The 16,892-nt window shown below is 65.4% G+C and carries 16 protein-coding genes; 11 read left to right on the top strand and 5 right to left on the bottom strand.

The annotated features are described in order from the left end of the window. The first annotated feature begins 25 nt into the window (after window positions 1–25). On the top strand, window positions 26–1,498 hold the full coding sequence (gene pdxR, locus FCN18_RS29505; protein WP_206078004.1) for a MocR-like pyridoxine biosynthesis transcription factor PdxR: 1,473 nt from the start codon (window positions 26–28) through the stop codon (window positions 1,496–1,498). On the opposite strand, the gene FCN18_RS29500 is transcribed toward pdxR, so the two are convergent. The 4 genes from FCN18_RS29500 to FCN18_RS29485 all read right to left on the bottom strand — a co-directional run bounded on the left by FCN18_RS29500 (window position 1,495) and on the right by FCN18_RS29485 (window position 4,100). Beyond that, window positions 1,495–2,082: a GNAT family N-acetyltransferase gene (locus tag FCN18_RS29500; protein WP_206078003.1), complete on the bottom strand. Its 588-nt coding sequence runs from the start codon at window positions 2,080–2,082 to the stop codon at window positions 1,495–1,497. The two genes, pdxR and FCN18_RS29500, sit on opposite strands and share 4 nt — an antisense overlap. An 11-nt stretch (window positions 2,083–2,093) precedes the next feature. Beyond that, window positions 2,094–2,507: an NUDIX hydrolase gene (locus tag FCN18_RS29495; RefSeq protein ID WP_137096633.1), complete on the bottom strand. Its 414-nt coding sequence runs from the start codon at window positions 2,505–2,507 to the stop codon at window positions 2,094–2,096. Between the two features lie 114 nt (window positions 2,508–2,621). After that, window positions 2,622–3,569: a GNAT family N-acetyltransferase gene (locus FCN18_RS29490; RefSeq protein WP_113643779.1), complete on the bottom strand. Its 948-nt coding sequence runs from the start codon at window positions 3,567–3,569 to the stop codon at window positions 2,622–2,624. 96 nt (window positions 3,570–3,665) lie between these two features. Beyond that, window positions 3,666–4,100, bottom strand: coding sequence for a VOC family protein (locus FCN18_RS29485; RefSeq protein WP_112271087.1), 435 nt, complete (start codon window positions 4,098–4,100; stop codon window positions 3,666–3,668). Window positions 4,101–4,206: 106 nt separating this feature from the next. On the opposite strand from FCN18_RS29485, the gene FCN18_RS29480 reads away from it, so the two are divergent. From FCN18_RS29480 to FCN18_RS29460, 5 genes are all read left to right on the top strand, one after another. After that, a complete protein-coding gene (locus FCN18_RS29480; RefSeq protein ID WP_113643780.1) occupies window positions 4,207–4,713 on the top strand; it encodes a PadR family transcriptional regulator in 507 nt (168 codons plus the stop codon). An 11-nt stretch (window positions 4,714–4,724) separates the two neighbouring features. After that, a complete protein-coding gene (locus tag FCN18_RS29475) occupies window positions 4,725–5,552 on the top strand; it encodes an alpha/beta fold hydrolase (protein ID WP_113643782.1) in 828 nt (275 codons plus the stop codon). Continuing rightward, the gene (locus FCN18_RS29470) at window positions 5,552–6,202 is read left to right on the top strand and encodes a DNA alkylation repair protein (RefSeq protein WP_113643845.1); all 651 of its coding nucleotides are present in this window, start codon (window positions 5,552–5,554) and stop codon (window positions 6,200–6,202) included. The genes FCN18_RS29475 and FCN18_RS29470 overlap by 1 nt, the downstream gene beginning before the upstream one ends. 267 nt (window positions 6,203–6,469) lie before the next feature. Beyond that, window positions 6,470–7,261: a hypothetical protein gene (locus FCN18_RS29465; protein ID WP_137096632.1), complete on the top strand. Its 792-nt coding sequence runs from the start codon at window positions 6,470–6,472 to the stop codon at window positions 7,259–7,261. Then, window positions 7,248–10,025: a hypothetical protein gene (locus FCN18_RS29460; protein ID WP_137096631.1), complete on the top strand. Its 2,778-nt coding sequence runs from the start codon at window positions 7,248–7,250 to the stop codon at window positions 10,023–10,025. Before FCN18_RS29465 ends, FCN18_RS29460 begins: the two co-directional genes overlap by 14 nt. A 125-nt stretch (window positions 10,026–10,150) precedes the next feature. Here the strand turns inward: FCN18_RS29460 and FCN18_RS29455 are convergent, their stop codons facing one another. Beyond that, the gene (locus tag FCN18_RS29455; RefSeq protein ID WP_137096630.1) at window positions 10,151–10,369 is read right to left on the bottom strand and encodes a hypothetical protein; all 219 of its coding nucleotides are present in this window, start codon (window positions 10,367–10,369) and stop codon (window positions 10,151–10,153) included. A 482-nt stretch (window positions 10,370–10,851) separates the two neighbouring features. Between FCN18_RS29455 and FCN18_RS29445 the strand changes: the two genes are divergently transcribed. From FCN18_RS29445 to istB, 5 genes are all read left to right on the top strand, one after another. Further along, window positions 10,852–11,049, top strand: coding sequence for a hypothetical protein (locus tag FCN18_RS29445; RefSeq protein ID WP_137096629.1), 198 nt, complete (start codon window positions 10,852–10,854; stop codon window positions 11,047–11,049). A gap of 902 nt (window positions 11,050–11,951) precedes the next feature. Beyond that, window positions 11,952–13,436, top strand: a complete 1,485-nt coding sequence (ltrA, locus tag FCN18_RS29440) for a group II intron reverse transcriptase/maturase (RefSeq protein ID WP_110344115.1) — start codon at window positions 11,952–11,954, stop codon at window positions 13,434–13,436. A gap of 80 nt (window positions 13,437–13,516) precedes the next feature. After that, on the top strand, window positions 13,517–14,203 hold the full coding sequence (locus FCN18_RS29435) for a hypothetical protein (RefSeq protein WP_110344116.1): 687 nt from the start codon (window positions 13,517–13,519) through the stop codon (window positions 14,201–14,203). Window positions 14,204–14,900: 697 nt separating this feature from the next. After that, window positions 14,901–16,145: an IS21 family transposase gene (gene istA / locus FCN18_RS29430; RefSeq protein WP_110344117.1), complete on the top strand. Its 1,245-nt coding sequence runs from the start codon at window positions 14,901–14,903 to the stop codon at window positions 16,143–16,145. Continuing rightward, complete coding sequence (istB, locus tag FCN18_RS29425) at window positions 16,145–16,864, top strand: IS21-like element helper ATPase IstB (protein ID WP_323808383.1); 720 nt, start codon at window positions 16,145–16,147, stop codon at window positions 16,862–16,864. Before istA ends, istB begins: the two co-directional genes overlap by 1 nt. Window positions 16,865–16,892: the final 28 nt, after the last annotated feature.

Here is a 16,892-nt window from a genome sequence, read left to right as displayed (position 1 = left end):
TTCACTGTCCTGCCACAATGGCCCGATGAGTAGGGCCAAAGGCAGCCCATCGAAGGGGTCCATAACGTCGCCGGGCTCCGATTTCCTGCAGCTGGACATCGCACAGGCTCCCGCGGGCGGCCGGGCGGCGTGGCTCGCCGAGCGTCTGCGGCTCGCGATCGCCGACGGCCGCCTGCCCGTCGGCGGCAGGCTTCCGGCCACGCGCGTGCTGGCGGCGGACCTGCGCGTGTCGAGGGGCGTGGTCACCGAGGCCTATCAGCGGCTGACCGAGGACGGGCATGTCGTGGGGCGCGGCCGGGCCGGCACCGTCGTCGTGTCCGCTCCGTTGGCGCCGGTGCCGTCGGCGTCGCCGCCGGAGCCGCCGACGCCGTTCCCGGTGACGCCCGGCGTCGACGTCTTCGACACGCTGCGCACCGCGCGAGCCCGGATCGACCTGTCCTCGGGAGTGCCGGACCTCGCGGCGTTCCCGCGTTCGGCGTGGCTGCGCGCGGAACGGGCCGTGCTCGGCCGCCTGGCGCCCGCCGACTTCGGCTACGGCGACCCGAGGGGAACGCCCGCGCTGCGCACGGCCGTCGCCACCTGGCTCGCGCGCTATCGGGGTATCCGGGTCGACCCCGCGGAGGTCGTGGTCGTCGCCGGCGTGGCGCAGGCACTCGGCCTGCTCGCGCAGGTGTTGCGGGACAACGGGATCACCACCGTCGCGGTGGAGGACCCCGGCTCGCTCGGGGCCCGGCAGCACCTGCGGAGCTGGCGGCTGGAGACCCCGCCGGTGCGGGTCGACGCCGCGGGCCTTTGCGTCGACGAGCTGACCGCTGCGGGCCATCCCGCGGTGATGCTGACCCCGGCGCACCAGTTTCCGACCGGGGTCGTGCTCGACGGCGACCGGCGGCGCGGCCTGCGGCAGTGGGCCGAGGCGGGCGGGCTGATCATCGAGGACGACTACGACGCCGAGCACCGCTACGGCCGCCCGCCCGTGCCCGCGCTGCGGGCGACGCTGGCTGAGCATGTCTGCTACGCCGGGAGCGTGTCGAAGCTGCTCGCGCCCGCGTTGCGCGTCGGCTGGCTGCTGGCGCCCACGCGCTACCGGGAGGCGGTGACCGCGGCCAAACGCGATGCCGACCTCGGCAACGCCGCGCTGCCGCAGCTGGTGCTGGCCGAGCTGATGGAGTCGGGCGAGCTGGAGCGGCATCTGCGCCTGCTGCGCCGTCGCCACGTCCGTCGCAGAGACGCCATGATCGCGGCGATCGAGCGGCACCTGCCGGGCGCCGTCGTGCACGGCGCGGCGGCCGGGCTGCACCTGATGATCACCTTCGCCGGATCCTTCTCCGACACCGACCTCGCCGCGGCCGCGTTCGCGCGGGGCGTCAAGGTGCAGCCGCTGTCGTGGCACAGCCAGCGCGGAGGGCCGCCGGGACTGGTGCTCGGCTACGCGGCGAACGCGGTGGGCGACATCGAGGCGGGCGTCGCGGCCGTGGGAGCCGCGCTCCGGGAACTCTAGGGCTCCTTGCTCATGGCCCACGTCCTCGGCCCGTGGTGTGGCAGCTCGATCTCAGCGACCACCTCGAAGCCGAGCTTGCGGTAGAGGGTGACGTTGCCCTCCAGCGATGTCTCCAGGAACGCGGGCACCCCCTCGGCCTCGGCGGCGCGCAGCCCCGGCTCGATCACCGCTCTGCCGAGTCCTCGGCCTTGCCGATCGGGCCGCACGCCCACGGTGCCGAGGAACCAGCTGGGTGTGGTGGGCCGGTGCGGTGCCAGCGCGGCCTCGGTGGCCGCCGCGATCGCGGCCCGGTCGCCCGCGATGGCGGCCAGCTCGGGAGCCAGCTCGGTGAAGACGCGCCCGATGCCCGTCGACGCAGGCGTGGTCCAGACCGCGACGGCCCCGGCGTCGTCGCTCACCCACACGCGGCCGTGGGGCAGGCCGATCCGGCTGAGGAACAGGCGTTGCATCCGCGCGAGCCGGTCGAGATGGTCGTCAGCCGCGATGGTGTGGCGGGTGAACGGGTAGTCGGCGAACGCGGCGCACAGGGTCTCGGTGGCGGGATCGATGTCGGCGGGGTTCGCCTCGCGGATCAGGGAGCTCATCACCGCCGACCTTACCGGGCCGTGCCGAGGCGCAGCGCCTCCACGAAGTGCGCCGCCATGGGCAGACCGCACGCCTGCGCGGGGAAGAGCCAGGCATGGTCGTCGTGCTCGGCCTGGTTGAGCACCACCTCCGCATCGCCCGGCTCCCGCGCCTCGTAGACGACGGCGTGCACGCGCGGATCCCGGCCGGTGACGTCCATCCAGGTGTGGCTGCCGCGCTCGCGGGTCACCGTCACGGCGAGCCCGGTGTCCTCGGCGATCTCGCGGACGGCGGCCGACTCGGGGTCCTCGCCGGGCTCGACGGTGCCGCCGGGCAGTTCCCAGTTGCCGCCGAGGAAGGTCCCCGGCGCGCGCCGCAGGAACAGCACCGTTCCCGCGCGTTCGATCCAGCAGTACACCAGATGTTTCTCCGCGGTCGCGGCCATGCGTGTCCTTCTCGCGCGTACGTGTGCCATCGGCGACGGCGCCTGCCGGGTCCGAAGTGGACGATGTGCGCCCGGCATGCGGGGCGCACATTCCAATCCGTGGCTGCTCAGTCCTCAGCCCGCGGTCTTGATGAGCGGGGCATCCCGCGTGAACTGCCGGAACCCGACGCTGTAGTACAGCCCGCGCGCCTGGGGATGCCCCGGCGCACCCAGGCAGGCGACCGTCACCTGAGTGGCCCCGGCGGCTCGCGCCAGCTGCATGCCGTGCAGGAGCATCGCCCTGCCCAGTCCCAGCCGCCGGTAGCCCGGATGCGTTCCGACGGGTTCGAACTCGGCGGTCTTGTTCGCTTCGTCGAGCCACATGATCGTCGAGGACGCCATCGTTCCGTCCGGAGCCTCCACCAGCACGTGCAGGTCGCCACGATACGCCGCCGTCCGCCGGACGCCCTCGTAACTCTCGGCCGTGTACGTGGTGGTAGCCCAGGCGTCCTGATGGGCCTGGACCGCGGCCTCCGGTCCGGCCTCGTCGGCGGTGCGGAACCGGAAACCGGCCGGCAGCTTCGGCTCTTCCACGTCGGTGAGGTCCCGAACGTTGAGCTGGGTCCAGTTCCCGGTGTCGCCGAGCGAAGCCGGGTCGGTCTCGTAGCCGTGTGCCGCCCATCGGGCCAGTGCGAACTCGTCGGCGATGCTCGGCAGCACCGTGCGATCGACGTCGTCCGCCGTGGCGTCGTACCAGTCGATCACCTCGTCGACCAGTTCGGCGTGGTCGGGGTGGACCTGATACGCCAGGTAGGCGCCGGTGATGTCCTTGACCGACCCGTCGCTGCGCCTCACCTGGTGCGGAAGGAAGGCCCAGGCCCACGCCACCAGCTCCCCGCCGGAGAACCACAGCTGACGCGGCCAGGTCGCGCCGTGGTCGGCATGCCCCCTGCCCCAGTTCCAGGCCAGCTCGCCGAACGACGCGTCACTGTTCACCAGATCCGGGCGTGCGGCGGTGACCCGCTGCGCCAGACGCTGCATGAGCCGCACGTCCTCGGCGGTCAGCAGCTCGGCGTTGCTCATAGCGTGCCTCATGGCGTGCCACTCTGGCAGGACTCCGCGGAGCCGTCGAACCGATTTACGGACGAACGTCGGCCGTGCCGCCCAGATGCGGGTGCGTCAGTCGAGGCAGAACTCGTTGCCCTCGATGTCCTGCATCACGATGCACGACTCGTTGATGCCATCGGCACGCAGTAGTCGCACGCGCTTCGCGCCGAGCGCGACCAGCCGTGCGCATTCGGCCTCGAGTGTGGCGAGGCGCTCTTCACCCACGAGCCCCGTGCCGGCCCGCACGTCAAGATGCAGCCGGTTCTTCACGACCTTGCCTTCGGGAACGCGCTGGAAGAACAGCCGCGGGCCGACACCTGCGGGGTCGACGCAGGCGAACGCCGAACCCTGTTGCTCAGGCGGCAGCGAGCGATCGAAGTCTTCCCAGGAGGCGAACCCGTCCGGTGGCGGCGGCACGACGTAACCCAGCACGTCGCACCAGAAACGAGCGACGCGCTCAGGTTCTGCGCAGTCGAAGGTGACTTGGAACTGCTTGACAGACGCCATCCGCCCACCATAGCTAGTGCCCTCCGCCGGGAGTCTGTTGCTCGGTCTCTCCTGGCCGCGGCTGGAGTAGTGGACAAGTCTACTAGTTAGCTGGAATGCTGGAGCCATGGTTCTGGCGCGCGTGATACTCGGCCTGCTCGATCTGTCACCGATGACCGGGTACGAGGTCAAACGGCACTGTGACACCACGATCAAGTACTTCTGGCAGGCCGACAAGGCGCAGATCTACCGGACGCTGTCCCAGTTGACCGCGGACGGCCTGGCCGCCGTCGAGACCGCACCCGGTGTCGGCGGCCCTGCCCGCCAGGTCCACCACATCACCGAGCGGGGCCGCGAGGTCCTGAACGACTGGCTCACGTCGAAGCTCGAACGGCAACCCGAGCGCGATGCCTTCCTGGCGCGGCTCTTCTTCTCCGGCGGCCTCCCGGAGTCGCAAGTGGAGGAACTGCTGGCGGCGCGACGTGCGGACGCCGAGTCCTTGCTGGCGGAGTTGGAGGAGATGCGGCGCTCGTTGCCGGACCCGCCCGACCGGCGGGCCCGGCTGCGTCTGGCCACATTGGACTACGGGATCGCCCAGGTGCGGACCGAACTGGACTGGCTTGCCGATGTGTAGAAGGAGCTGACGTGACGGACTTCGCGGAGCTGCACCGACCGGCCATGAGCACGGCTGCCCCTCCCGTGCTCATGCTGCACGGCAACGCCGCGGCGAGCTGGATGTGGTCACCTCAGGTCGAGGCACTCGGCGACCGGCTCGTCGTCACACCGGACCTCCCGGGATTCGGCGCGCACGCCGGCGAGGTGTGGCCCGGCATGGCCGAAGTCGCCGACGGTCTCGCGGACCGCCTTGCCGCGCTGCGGATCACGCCTCCTGTCGACGTCGTCGGGCTCTCGCTCGGCGGAATCGTCGCGCTGCACCTCGCGGCCCGGCATCCGCGCGTGGTGCGTCGCCTGTTCGTCACCGGCGCGATGGTGTCGCCGCTGGGGGCGACGGTGCGAGCGACCGCGAAGCTGCAACTCCTGCTCTGGAAGGCCCCCTGGTTCTGGCAGGCGCAAGCGGCGGCGTTCCGGCTGCCCGAGGATGGCAGGAAGACGTATGTGGAACACGGCCTGAGCGTGTCGAGGGAGACGGCCCGGCGGGTGCTCGCCGACGTGACCGCGGGCGGGGTTCCCACCGGCCTGGCCGACTCTACGGCTCCGCTGCTGGCCGTTGTCGGCGAACGGGAACCGGAGTCGACGCGCCGCTCACTCCACGCGATCCGGGCCGCCGCCCCGCACGCGAAGATCCACGTTGCCCCTGGGATGCACCACATCTGGAACGTGGAGGACGTCGCGCTGTTCAACGAAACGATGCGACACTGGCTCGACGGCGAAGTGCACCCGCGACTGACGGCGGTACTCCCGGACCGTGAGGGGTGGAGGTTCAGGTGGCTGAGACGACGGTGGCCGACGTGATGGCCGAGCTGGCCGCGCTCGAGGATCCGAAGGCACGCGCGGTGAACGAGAGGCACGGTGACGATCACGGCGTGAACCTCAGCAAGCTGCGCGCGCTCGCGAAGCGGCTGAGAACCCAGCAGGACCTCGCGCGCGAGCTGTGGGAGACCAAGGACACCGCGGCAAGGCTGCTGGCGATCCTGATCTGCCGTCCGAAGGCGTTCGAGCGTGCCGAGTTGGATGCCATGGTGCGCGAGGCGCGCAGCCCCAAGGTGCACGACTGGCTCGTGAACTACGTGGTGAAGAAGAGCCCGCACGCCGAAGGGCTGCGCCTGGACTGGTCGGCCGACCCTGATCCGGTGGTCGCGAGCGCCGGCTGGGCGCTGACCACCGAACGCGTGGCGAAGAAGCCCGAGGGTCTCGACCTCGCGGGACTGCTCGACGTCATCGAGGCGGAGATGAAGGCCGCCCCGGACCGCCTGCAGTGGGCGATGAACCACTGCCTGGCCCAGATCGGGATCGACCACGCCGAGCACCGGGCCAGGGCCATCGACGTCGGCGAACGCCTGGAAGTGCTCAAGGACTACCCGACCCCACCGAACTGCACGTCCCCGTTCGCGCCGATCTGGATCACCGAGATGGTGCGCAGGCAGGTCGAGACCGCCGGGTGAGACGTTAAAGGGCCTCGACCGGCGTTTCCTCCGGAGGGCGTCGATCTCCTAGTAATATGCCGTCTAGCTGCGATTTTGTTTGCTCATCCCTCGCACCCACGTGCCTTTGGTGCCACACGCGTCCGCAGTTCGCGCCATGAGCCGTCTGACGACATGCGAAGGCGTCGTTGATCGCCTCGGCATCTCGGGCTTGAACCCCGGTTGCGAGCTGACACGCCGGAAGCATCGGGGCCCCGCGGATCCGACCACGGGCGCTAAAATCAGGGGTTGAGCACTGACTACAGGTTGGGCAGCGGGGAGCCGAGTTGTGAACATGTATGCAAGCTGCCCGCGCTGCCTGGCTGGCGTCGCCCACGACGAACGGCAATGGTCGTGACTTTCCGGCTGGGAGAAGGCTCAGGCCCGCCCTCGTTTGATCTCACCCCGCGTCAGCGGGATCTCATCGAAGCGCTTGGGCATCGACGTCTCCTCGTTGACTTCTACCTCGGCGCTCGACATGTTTTGCGGGACGTAGCCAATCCTGATCACCTTGCGCAAGCCGCTCACTCTGTTCGGGAGCTCATCGAGAAGCTGCCGTACCACTTCGACGTCCCCACAGCACGGGGAACTGGCACGTTGACGCAAGAGATCAACAACGTTCGACCATTTTGGATTCGAGCGAAAGAGAACAGCGCCTGCCATGAGAGCGGTCGATGGGATGGGAAAATCGACGGCCCGCTCCGGAAGGTCCTTTCGAAGTTGGATAAACTGCTGGAGCCTTCTAAAATCGGTCTGGCGTCGCGCACTGACGAAATGCGCATGTTCTTACGTAAGACGGACCCTGGTCCTCACTCGATGCCAAGCTTCATCGAGGCCGCCCGCTTGGCACAGTGGCAACGATTGCGCGAATATTTTGTTGCCGTTTCGCATCATCGAATTATCACTACGATAGAAGTATTCGAGCAGCATCTGTCAGAATTTGAAGAGTTTTTGTTGAATCAGCTCGAACCGTCCACGTTTGCTAATCGTGAAAAGATTCGGAAAATCATCGAGGAGGCAGAACGAGATGCCGACTCGTAAGGATGTACAACTGGCGATGCGCTACGTACAGCGCGGTTCCGACCTTTCATTCTTTTTTGACGAACTGAGTTCTCCGGATTGGATCGATCCTCTGCGGGAAGAAGGGCTTTTCGACTCGCCCCCGCCGCCGGAGATTAGCGACGACATGGCTCGGTACCCAGAATGGGCCCCAGCGCGGTATCTCGCGAGGATGGCGACTCTGAGTCCTGAGCGAGTTGCTTCGGTCATACTCGAGATTCCAGACACAGAGAATCCACGCATTCATGACGCCTTTGCGGAAGCGGCGCTGCAGATGCCGGCAGTTGTCTCCGCGCGGCTGGTTCCTCAATTTGTGCAGTGGCTCCTTGGCCAAAGAAGCCTGCTTCTGCCAATTCATAGCGCAAAACTCGCAACGAGGCTTGCGAGTGAAGGGGTGGTGACAGAATCCCTTCGCCTGGCGAGTGCTTTGCTGACTATTGACCCGCCCGAGACGCTCGAAGGCTTGGTGCCGCGCCCGATTCCGAGAATCGGTGAGCACCATTTCTATGATGTTGTTGAGGAGTTGTCCGGTCCTTTCGTTGAGGCGCTGGGAATTCCAGCGCTCGAAATTTTGCGAGAAGTGCTAGATGACACACTTCGCTTTCGATCTCCGCCAGTTGGGAAACCGCCATTCGATGACTATTCTCAGATATGGCGAGCAAGCCTTGGGGTGGTGGAGAGAGCAACCGACTGCGCCGAATCGCTAGTCAATGGTGTCGTTCATGCAACGCTAACTCTCGTCCGGAAGGATAGCGATACGGCCAACAGTGTGTTGAAGACGCTATCTGCAGGCGCATGGAAGATTGAACGCCGAATAGCGCTATTCGCAATAGCTCAGGCGCCTCAAAGTTTCAACCTTGAACTGGCGGCGAGCCTCGTCACACGATCAGACATGATTAACGATGAAGCGTATGAAGACGAGCTGAAAGCGGCAGTGAGTGCGTTGTGGCCGCGTATCTCCCTCGATCGCAAATATGACTATCTAACTCTGGTTCAGAACGGGCCGGCAGTCGCTCAGGATTTTCGCGATCGTATCGGGGAAGATTGGGGCGAATACGTTTCTGTATGGCAGCTAAAGAGAATAGCTTCCATCTTCAATGATATTCCCGAGGAGTTCGGCGAGTGGGCTGATACAGTGTCGCGGGATCGAGATCTTGCAGCTCTCGCGCGACCCTCGGTTAATGCTAGCTTCTCGTTCGTTGGTCCCACCTCTCCTCTTACGGCAGACGAGCTTTCAACGTTGTCGATAGAGGATCTCAATAGGTTTCTATCGTCGTGGGAGCCTACGAATGAATGGGGAGCGCCTTCGCGCGAAGGTATGGGCAGGATACTTGCGGCTGTCGTAGCGAACAACGCAAGCCGTTTCGCAGATAGTGCCAACAGTTTCATTGGACAGCAAGCAGTTTACATGGGTTCTTTGATCTCCGGCTTGAAGGAAGCAGTCTCAAAAGGGGCACAGTTTGACTGGGGCCAAACGCTAGAATTATGCAGTTGGATTACAGAGCAAGGCGAGATTTCGCCAGAACTGGAGAATGGGGAACGCGAGACAACTGAGAGCTGGCGATGGGTGTGGATGGAGGTGGCGCGGCTCCTGGCTGCGGCAATGTCTTCGACGGAATCGAATCCAACGAAGTCATTCTCTCCGCAAATCTCGCTAATCTTAAGAAGATTGGCCCAACATCCGGATCCTGGTCTCGAAACTGAAGCTAGGTTCGGTGGTGACAATATGGACCCCACCACCTTGGCGATGAACACAGTGCGCGGAGAGGCTATTCGTGCGATAACCATGTATTCCTGGTGGGAGACGGATGGTTCAGGGCCGATCCCTGGCGAGATTCGAGGGGTGCTGGCGACTCACGCCGATCCCGATCATGATAATTCGCTGGCGGTACATTCAGTTTTCGGCTTCTGCTTACCGATTCTCGCCCGTCTTGATCCTCAATGGCTGCAAACTTTGATTCCAGTAATCTTTCCGCAGCGCCCCGATTTGCTCTCGTATCGGAACGCTGCCTGGGATTCCTATCTTCAGTACAACGGGCCCAGTTCTGCAGTGTTGGAAATGACAAGGAAGGAATATGCGCAAGCGATAGGAAATCTCGAACACGGTGGCGGACAGCGGCGAAAGAGAAGTATCGAAGCCCTGGTGCGGCATGTCATTCTACTCTACTTGTGGGGGCATGTCGGTTTGGGCAATGATGACCTGTTGGCGAAGCTGTTGCGTGCCAAAGTCGCAGGTGTGCATTCTGAGATTGTCACTTTCTCGGGCCGGATTCTTCGTCAGAGTGAAGCAAAAGACGATCCGGATAGTCAACTTAGTGCTGACCAGGTTGCCCGTCTTAAGGAGTTGTGGAGTAGCGTCCGGAGCTTGGTGGAATCCGAGGCAGTTTCGGTGGATGAGCTAACTGGTTTTTCGTGGTGGTGCGGGTGTTCCTCACTTGACATTGGTTGGTGGCTGCCGGAGCTACATTGGCTTCTCCTGAGTGGTGGATCGCCGATCCCCGCGTTCCGAGTTGTCGACGCGCTTGTGGAGGCTGCTGCTGTCGATCCGCTGACAACTATTCGCGTCCTTCGCTTCCTTGTTGATGTGGTTGATACGCCTTGGACGTTCATTGGGCACCTGAATAGTGTTCGCTCTACGGTTGCGGCTGTACTTGCGGCGGGAGACGAAGTTGCTGTGAGGCGCGCGCGTCAGTTGATTCATGAGCTCGGTGCACGGGACATTGCGAATCTTAGCGACATGCTGTAGTAGTTACCAAGAATTCAGTCGCGGCGTGAACTCTATGTCAGGTTCTGCGGGTTCCGGCTCAGGCGCTTAATCCACGCCAAAAGTGCAAATGATCCTTCATTGTTCGACGTACAGGGTTACCTTGATCAGTGCCAAGATTCGGCGTGTGGGCTCGGGTAGCGCTGTAAGCCTTGTGCTTCCCAGTTCGTCTCGATGTGAGCGCCGTACTTCGGCCAGAAGTCTTCGCGGCCGATCTTCAGCAGGCAGGCGGACTCGTAGTTGCCGCTCACCAGTTTAGAGGCGAAGCCGGTGCACTCCAGCCCGACGCCGTCGTTCGTCAGGAGTGACCGCATGGGATCGGACAACCGCTCAAGGTGTATGGGAACGGCGGCCCGCGGTTCTGACGGTGTTGTCGAGGTCTGCACCCGCCGGAATGGTCTCGCGGAGGTAACGCCGCTTGCCGCTGAGGGGCGACGCCGACGTAGACCTTGACCCGGAGTGCTCCGCTCGGCAGGGTCTCGATCTCGCCCCACTGGCGGCGCTGAGGCCGCTTTTGGGCGTCGGTCATGGTGCGAGAGTAGCCGGGTCGCACCAGGTGCGGCACTACGCAAAGCATGGTCATAGCGTCCAATAACGCTCTGACCTGGGCACCCCTCGGCAGGATTGGAACCTGCGCCACCTGCCTCCGGAGGGGCCGGGCTGGGACGGTCTAGCGTGGCGCTCTCACTAGCGTAAATAGCAACGAACGGCTGGAACACCGGGGTTGTGTCCACGCATTGTCCAAGGATCCCCTGTGCGACCTCCAGATGTCCCAGCCTCTCTCTATGGCTGGTGTGACATAGAGAGAGTGAAGAGTGACAGGACGAGGAAGCACAGGTCGACCCCGCTCGCGCGGCGGCTGTACGGCCTGAGGCACGCGGCGGTGAGCAGGTGGCTGGCTGGACACTCGCTGACGGTGCTCATGGAGATCTACGCGGCCTGCCCCTATGGGCAGGACGTCGTGTCCAGACAGCGGGTGCAAACAGCGCTCGGCCACGCGAGCTGACGTGTCCACGCAGCACCGCAGAAGGCCGGGTCTGACCGGGTGAGACGTTAAAGGGCCTCGACCGGCGTTTCCGCTGGTCGAGGCCCTGCACCCGCAAAACGATCTGGGCGCCCTCGGCAGGACTACCAAAGGATGGGAACGGGGCTGACCAAGGCCGTTCCATCGGCACGTTGACTCTCGAGGCGAGGTTCGAACTTCCGGGCTCGGGAGCGAGGCCGTCATGAGTTCCAACGCACAGACAGTTGCTCGATTCGTCACGGTCACGATGAGTCTGGTCATCGGGCTGACCTTCCTCTTCGGCTTTGGGTGCGCCACGAGGCGCTGTTGTTGCGGATGGAGGTGGAAGACCGTCCATCGCTCCGTCGTCGTAGCGGCGGGGTGAAGCTGGAGGCAGCCTGACCCAGGGGTCGCTGGGTTGGGCGGGAGCAGCCTCGACAAAGTCGCGTCGGCCTGGCACTGCCGGACGGGTCGGGCGTGGTGAGCGAGACGGGAAGGTGTACGCGAGGAACCGGTTTCGTTACGCCTCTTCACGAATAGCCAGCTCTAACCCGGTGGATTCGGGCTGGTGGGCGGTGCGCACCTGCCTCGGGAACGGGGTGGGGAACTTCAGGTCGGGTCTCCGAAGTCTGGGTCTGGAGGCCACGGTGAAGGTCTACGGCGTAGCCGTGGCGATGCCGCAGGGGTATAGCTGGACGCCTCACCCGTCAACCGGACAACAGTGAACGTGGGAACCATCCCGGCCGCATTCCCCGCCGCGCTGCGCAGCCAGCGAAGTGGGTGAGGATAGACGCGACGCCTGTCGAAGCGCCGGGGTTGGGGCGGAGTCGCCGTAGTACTCCGAGCCGGGGAAAGCCCGTGCACATGGGGAAGGGCGACAGTGCGTCAGACAGAGAGGGAAAGCAATGTCCGAAGACGCGCCGGTGAATACCGGCGCCGTGGTGTGGCCGGATGTGGAGTCGGCGGCGATCACGGTACGGAGGATGCAGACCAAACTACATCGCTGGGCGACCGAGCAACCGGGGCGCCGGTTTGGTGATCTGTTCAACCTCGTTGCTGATCCGGCGTTCCTGGTGTGCGCGTGGGAGCGCGTCACAACCAACCAGGGCGCGCGGACTCCGGGTATCGACAAGGTCAGTGTTGGCTTGGTCGAGACCTGGGTGGGGACCGAGGCTTTCTTGGCCCAGATCCGGGATGCGCTGAAGTCGGGCGTGTTCCGTCCGGTCGCGGTGCGGCGGGTGATGATCCCCAAGGGGAGCACGGGGAAGTTCCGGAAGCTCGGGATTCCCACCATCACCGACCGGGTGGTCCAGGCGAGCCTGAAGTTGGTGCTCGAACCCATTTTCGAGGCAGACTTCAAACCCTGCTCGTATGGGTTCCGTCCGAACCGGCGCGCGCAGGACGCGGTGGCCGAGATTCATTACTATGCCTCGAAGCCCCGGAACTATCACTGGGTGCTGGAGGCGGACATCGAGGCCTGTTTCGATGAGATATCGCATCGGGCGTTGATGGACCGTCTGCGGGTGAGAATCACGGACAAACGGGTGTGTGCGCTGGTGAAGGCGTTCCTGAAAGCCGGTGTTCTGACCGAACTCGGAAACCGGGAAGAGACACTGACAGGAACACCGCAGGGTGGAATCTTGTCCCCGCTGCTGGCCAACATCGCCCTGTCCGCGCTGGACGATTATTTCGATCGGCAGTGGCGGGCGATGGGCAGTAGATACCAGCGGGCCAAACGCAAGGCAGCCGGGCACGGTGTGTGCAGACTCATCCGCTATGCGGATGATTTCGTCCTGATGGTCTGGGGCGAGCGGCATCATGCCGAGGCGTTGCGGGAGGAGGTGGCGGCCGTGCTGGCCCCGTTGGGGTTACGGCTGTCGCCGGACAAGACACGGGTGGTCCACATCGACGAGGGCTTCGATTTCCTCGGGTTCACTCTTCGCCGTCAGTGGAACCGAGGAACTCGAAAGTATTGCGTCTATACCAGGCCGTCCAAGAAGGCGATTCAGTCAGTCAAGGACAAGGTCAAGATGAGGACGTACAGATCAACCCGATACCAGGACCTGGATGTGGTGCTGAGAAGCGTCAACCGGGTCTTGGTGGGGTGGGCGAACTATTTCCGCCACGCGGTCGCCAAGGTGGTATTCAGCGCGATCGACAACCATGCGTGGGGTCGGCTGATGCGCTGGGTGCGCGCCAAGTACGGCGGCCAGCATCGGATCGGAATGCCCGAACTCCGGCGTCGTTTCTGCGACAAAGGGTGGCGATTCGCCCACAACGGGGTCGTGTTCACCGGCGCATCCAGCGTCGCGGTGACCCGTTACCGCTACCGCGGCAGCACCATCCCGACCCCGTGGACACCCCGACCGGCAGCCGCCCACAGCGGCTGACCAGCGGGTAAGACGCATGGAGCGCCCGGTGCGGTGAAAGCCGCACGCCGGGTGCGGGAGGGGCCTGCGGGAAACGACCGGTGGCAACACCGACACCGCGCCCGCAGGCCTACCTCACGAACGTCCTGAATCTGGCCTTGAAGCTGCAGGTACCTGTGCTCGTTGCACCGCTGGTGGCACCGGCCGTGGACCTGACGGTGCTGGGCTTGCTCGTCGGTACGCGGCACCTGGCGGTGTCCGGCGCGAGCGAGGATGTGCTGCGGCCAGCACGACGTTTGCTGCTGGCCGCGAGCGTGGTGACTCTGTTGCTGAACGTCGCAGACCCGGTGTGCGCTGGTCAGTGGGGAAAGGCGGCTTTCGACGCAGTCGGGCCACTACTGCTAATCGGGTGGGCCGAGACAGGACCTGGCCTTCTGCGAGCTCTGAGCGCCGCTAACATCGGTCCAGGGCCAGCGCATTCGTCGATGTCCCCGTCGGCGGACTCGACGGGTGGCCGCGTCGAACAAGAGACGTCGTACCCTTCAGCCCAGCGGCGCGCCAAGCTGTTGGGGGCAGCGACCCGCAAGACGACTAATCTCGACGAGAAACTCGTGGAGCGATCGCGTCGGGCGGACGCTGAACACTGGCGACGCTACCGCCGCCCTATCTCCGCCGAGACGTTGCGGAAGCAGCTTCGGATCAGCGCGACTACCTCACGGAACCTCGTGGCAATTGTTCGCGCCGCGAATGTCGACGATCTTCGGAAGTCGGCCGGTTGCGCTCTTTGAAAAGTAGGCCACCGTAGTCGTGGTTGTTGTACCTTGGCTGTGGTCCTGCGGGAGGGGAGCGTGTCAATGTCGGTGTTGCGCAGCCGGTAGCACCTCCCGTGAGAGCACGTCGGAGCGGCATTCTTGGCGCGTCCAGCCCGGAGTCGCGGCCCGCCTGGTCTGCCAGGCGGGCCGCGCTCTCCCGGATCCAGGGCGCACTCGTGCGGTCGAGCGCCATGGGGATGGGGGACCGGAGGTTTGGTGGGACCGGTGACATCACCTGAAAGTGAACGACTGGACGCATGCTGTTGTGGGGCCGAACGGCTCTAGCGGTGACCTTCACAGGGCCCCAGACTTCAGCGTGGTGCGGCAGCTCGCGGAGGACGGGGTCTTGACCATCGCGGGCGGGTGCCATCCTTCGGGTCGCGTGGGGTGTACCGAAGGCCGAGCTGCGCGGCTGGGCAATGGAACGACACGCGGCCGCGCGGCCCCGGGCTCCCCTGGGTGGGCTCGGGACGCGCGAGTCGGGGGCGTGTCCCGAACCGATTGCTTAGTCGCGCCAGACGACAGGCGTGTTCGACCGTGTAGGCCGCGCGATGGGGGCGTCGCACGAGCAGGGGCGCCCGTCCTCCCTGGAACCCAGCGGTCTGTCGCTTCCGGCTGAATACTGACCCTCTGGTTCCGCGCGAACTTTGACCCACCCCATGACGATCATGAGGTGCTGAACGTGGAGGACTGGGCGGAGATTCGCCGGTTGCATCGGGCGGAGGGGATGGCGGTTCGGGCTATCGCCCGCCGGCTCGGGATCTCGAGGAACACGGTGCGGAAGGCGCTCGCGTCGCACGCACCTCCGAAGTACGAGCGGCCGGCGAAGGGCTCGATTGTGGATGCGGTGGAGCCGCAGATCCGGGCGCTGCTGGCGGAGTTCCCGGACATGCCCTCAACGGTGATCCTTGAGCGGGTGGGCTGGCAGCGCGGGAAGACGGTGTTCTTCGAGCGGGTGCAGCAGCTGCGGCCGCTGTTCAAACCGACCGATCCGGCCTCGCGCACGGAATACCAGCCGGGCGAACTGGCGCAGTGCGATCTGTGGTTCCCGCCTGTGGACATCCCGCTCAGATTCGGGCAGGTGGGCCGCCCACCGGTGTTGGTCATGGTCTCCGGCTACTCGCGGATCATGGCCGCCCGGATGCTGCCCTCGCGGCAGAGTCCGGACCTGCTGGCCGGGCATTGGGCGCTGATCAGCGACTGGGGCCGGGTGCCCAAGGCGCTGGTGTGGGACAACGAGGCCGCTGTCGGGCAGTGGCGCGGCGGCAAGCCGCAGCTGACCGAAGCGATGAACGCCTTCCGCGGAACGCTCGGCATCAAGGTGATCCAGTGCCGCCCGGCAGACCCGGAAGCCAAGGGACTGGTCGAGCGGGCCAACGGCTATCTGGAGACCTCGTTCCTGCCCGGCCGCGCCTTCACCAGCCCCGCCGATTTCAACACCCAGCTCGAGGACTGGCTGGTGCGGGCCAACACCCGGCAGCACCGTCGGTTGGGCTGCCGCCCGATCGACCGCTGGGAGGCCGACAAGGCGGCGATGCTCGAGCTACCGCCGGTCGCCCCGGTGGTGGGGTGGCGCAGCACCACCCGGCTCCCGCGCGACCACTACGTGCGGCTGGACTCCAACGACTACTCCGTGCACCCCAGCGCCGTCGGTCGCCGGGTGGAGATCAGCGCCGACCTCGACGCGGTCGTGGTCACCCTCGCCGGTGTCGAGGTCGCCCGGCATGCCCGTTGCTGGGCCGATCACCAAAGCATCACCGACCCGGTGCACGCCGCCGCGGCCGCCGAACTACGGCAGGCCCGTCGACTGGTCGCTGTCGCTCCGGTGCAGACCGCTGTCGAGCAGCGCAGCCTGGCCGACTACGACCGACTGTTCGGCCTCACCGACACCCCGGTCAGTGCCGAGGGGGTCGCGTGATGGCCAGCAAGACAAGCAACGGCAACGGCCGCAATGTGGCATCCGAGATCGCCTACCTGACCCGGGCGTTGAAGGCACCCTCGCTGGCCGGGTCGGTGGAGCGGCTGGCCGACCGGGCCCGCGCCGAGACCTGGACCTATGAGGAATTCCTGGCCGCCTGCCTGCAACGCGAGGTCGCCGCCCGCGAAGCCCACGGCGGCGAAGGCCGCATCCGCTCGGCCCGATTCCCGTCGCGCACATCGCTGGAGGAGTTCGACTTCGATCACCAGCGCTCGCTCAAGCGGGACACCATCACCCACCTCGGCACCCTGGACTTCATCACCGGCAAGGACAACGTGGTCTTCCTCGGCCCACCCGGCACCGGCAAGACCCACCTGTCCATCGGATTAGGCATCCGGGCCTGCCAGGCCGGGCACCGTGTCGCCTTCGCCACCGCCGCCGAATGGGTCGCCCGGCTGGCCGACGCCCACCACGCTGGCAAGCTGCAAGAGGAGCTCGTCAAGCTCGGCCGCATCCCGCTGCTCATCGTCGACGAGGTCGGCTACATCCCCTTCGAAGCCGAAGCCGCGAACCTGTTCTTCCAGCTGGTGTCCAGCCGCTACGAACGAGCCTCGCTGATCGTCACCAGCAACAAGCCCTTCGGCCGCTGGGGTGAAGTCTTCGGCGACGACGTCGTCGCTGCGGTTATCTCGACTTCGATTTCCGAATCTTGCCGTTGACCTGGTATTTCGTGTCGTGGACAGGTGT

Source organism: Prauserella endophytica, from assembly GCF_005146945.1.
Taxonomy (GTDB): domain Bacteria; phylum Actinomycetota; class Actinomycetes; order Mycobacteriales; family Pseudonocardiaceae; genus Prauserella_A; species Prauserella_A endophytica.
Note: the sequence above shows the minus strand (reverse complement) of the source record. Positions and strands in the feature narration are given on the sequence as shown.

Bases quoted from the DNA above. Each gene is read 5' to 3' on its own strand.
- FCN18_RS29500 (WP_206078003.1), bottom strand. From the start codon at position 2,082: ATGAGCTCCCTGATCCGCGAGGCGAACCCCGCCGACATCGATCCCGCC.
- ltrA (WP_110344115.1), top strand. From the start codon at position 11,952: ATGTCCGAAGACGCGCCGGTGAATACCGGCGCCGTGGTGTGGCCGGAT.
- FCN18_RS29460 (WP_137096631.1), top strand. From the start codon at position 7,248: ATGCCGACTCGTAAGGATGTACAACTGGCGATGCGCTACGTACAGCGC.
- FCN18_RS29495 (WP_137096633.1), bottom strand. From the start codon at position 2,507: ATGGCCGCGACCGCGGAGAAACATCTGGTGTACTGCTGGATCGAACGC.
- FCN18_RS29470 (WP_113643845.1), top strand. From the start codon at position 5,552: ATGGCCGAGCTGGCCGCGCTCGAGGATCCGAAGGCACGCGCGGTGAAC.
- FCN18_RS29485 (WP_112271087.1), bottom strand. From the start codon at position 4,100: ATGGCGTCTGTCAAGCAGTTCCAAGTCACCTTCGACTGCGCAGAACCT.
- FCN18_RS29480 (WP_113643780.1), top strand. From the start codon at position 4,207: ATGGTTCTGGCGCGCGTGATACTCGGCCTGCTCGATCTGTCACCGATG.
- pdxR (WP_206078004.1), top strand. From the start codon at position 26: ATGAGTAGGGCCAAAGGCAGCCCATCGAAGGGGTCCATAACGTCGCCG.
- istB (WP_323808383.1), top strand. From the start codon at position 16,145: ATGGCCAGCAAGACAAGCAACGGCAACGGCCGCAATGTGGCATCCGAG.
- FCN18_RS29490 (WP_113643779.1), bottom strand. From the start codon at position 3,569: ATGAGCAACGCCGAGCTGCTGACCGCCGAGGACGTGCGGCTCATGCAG.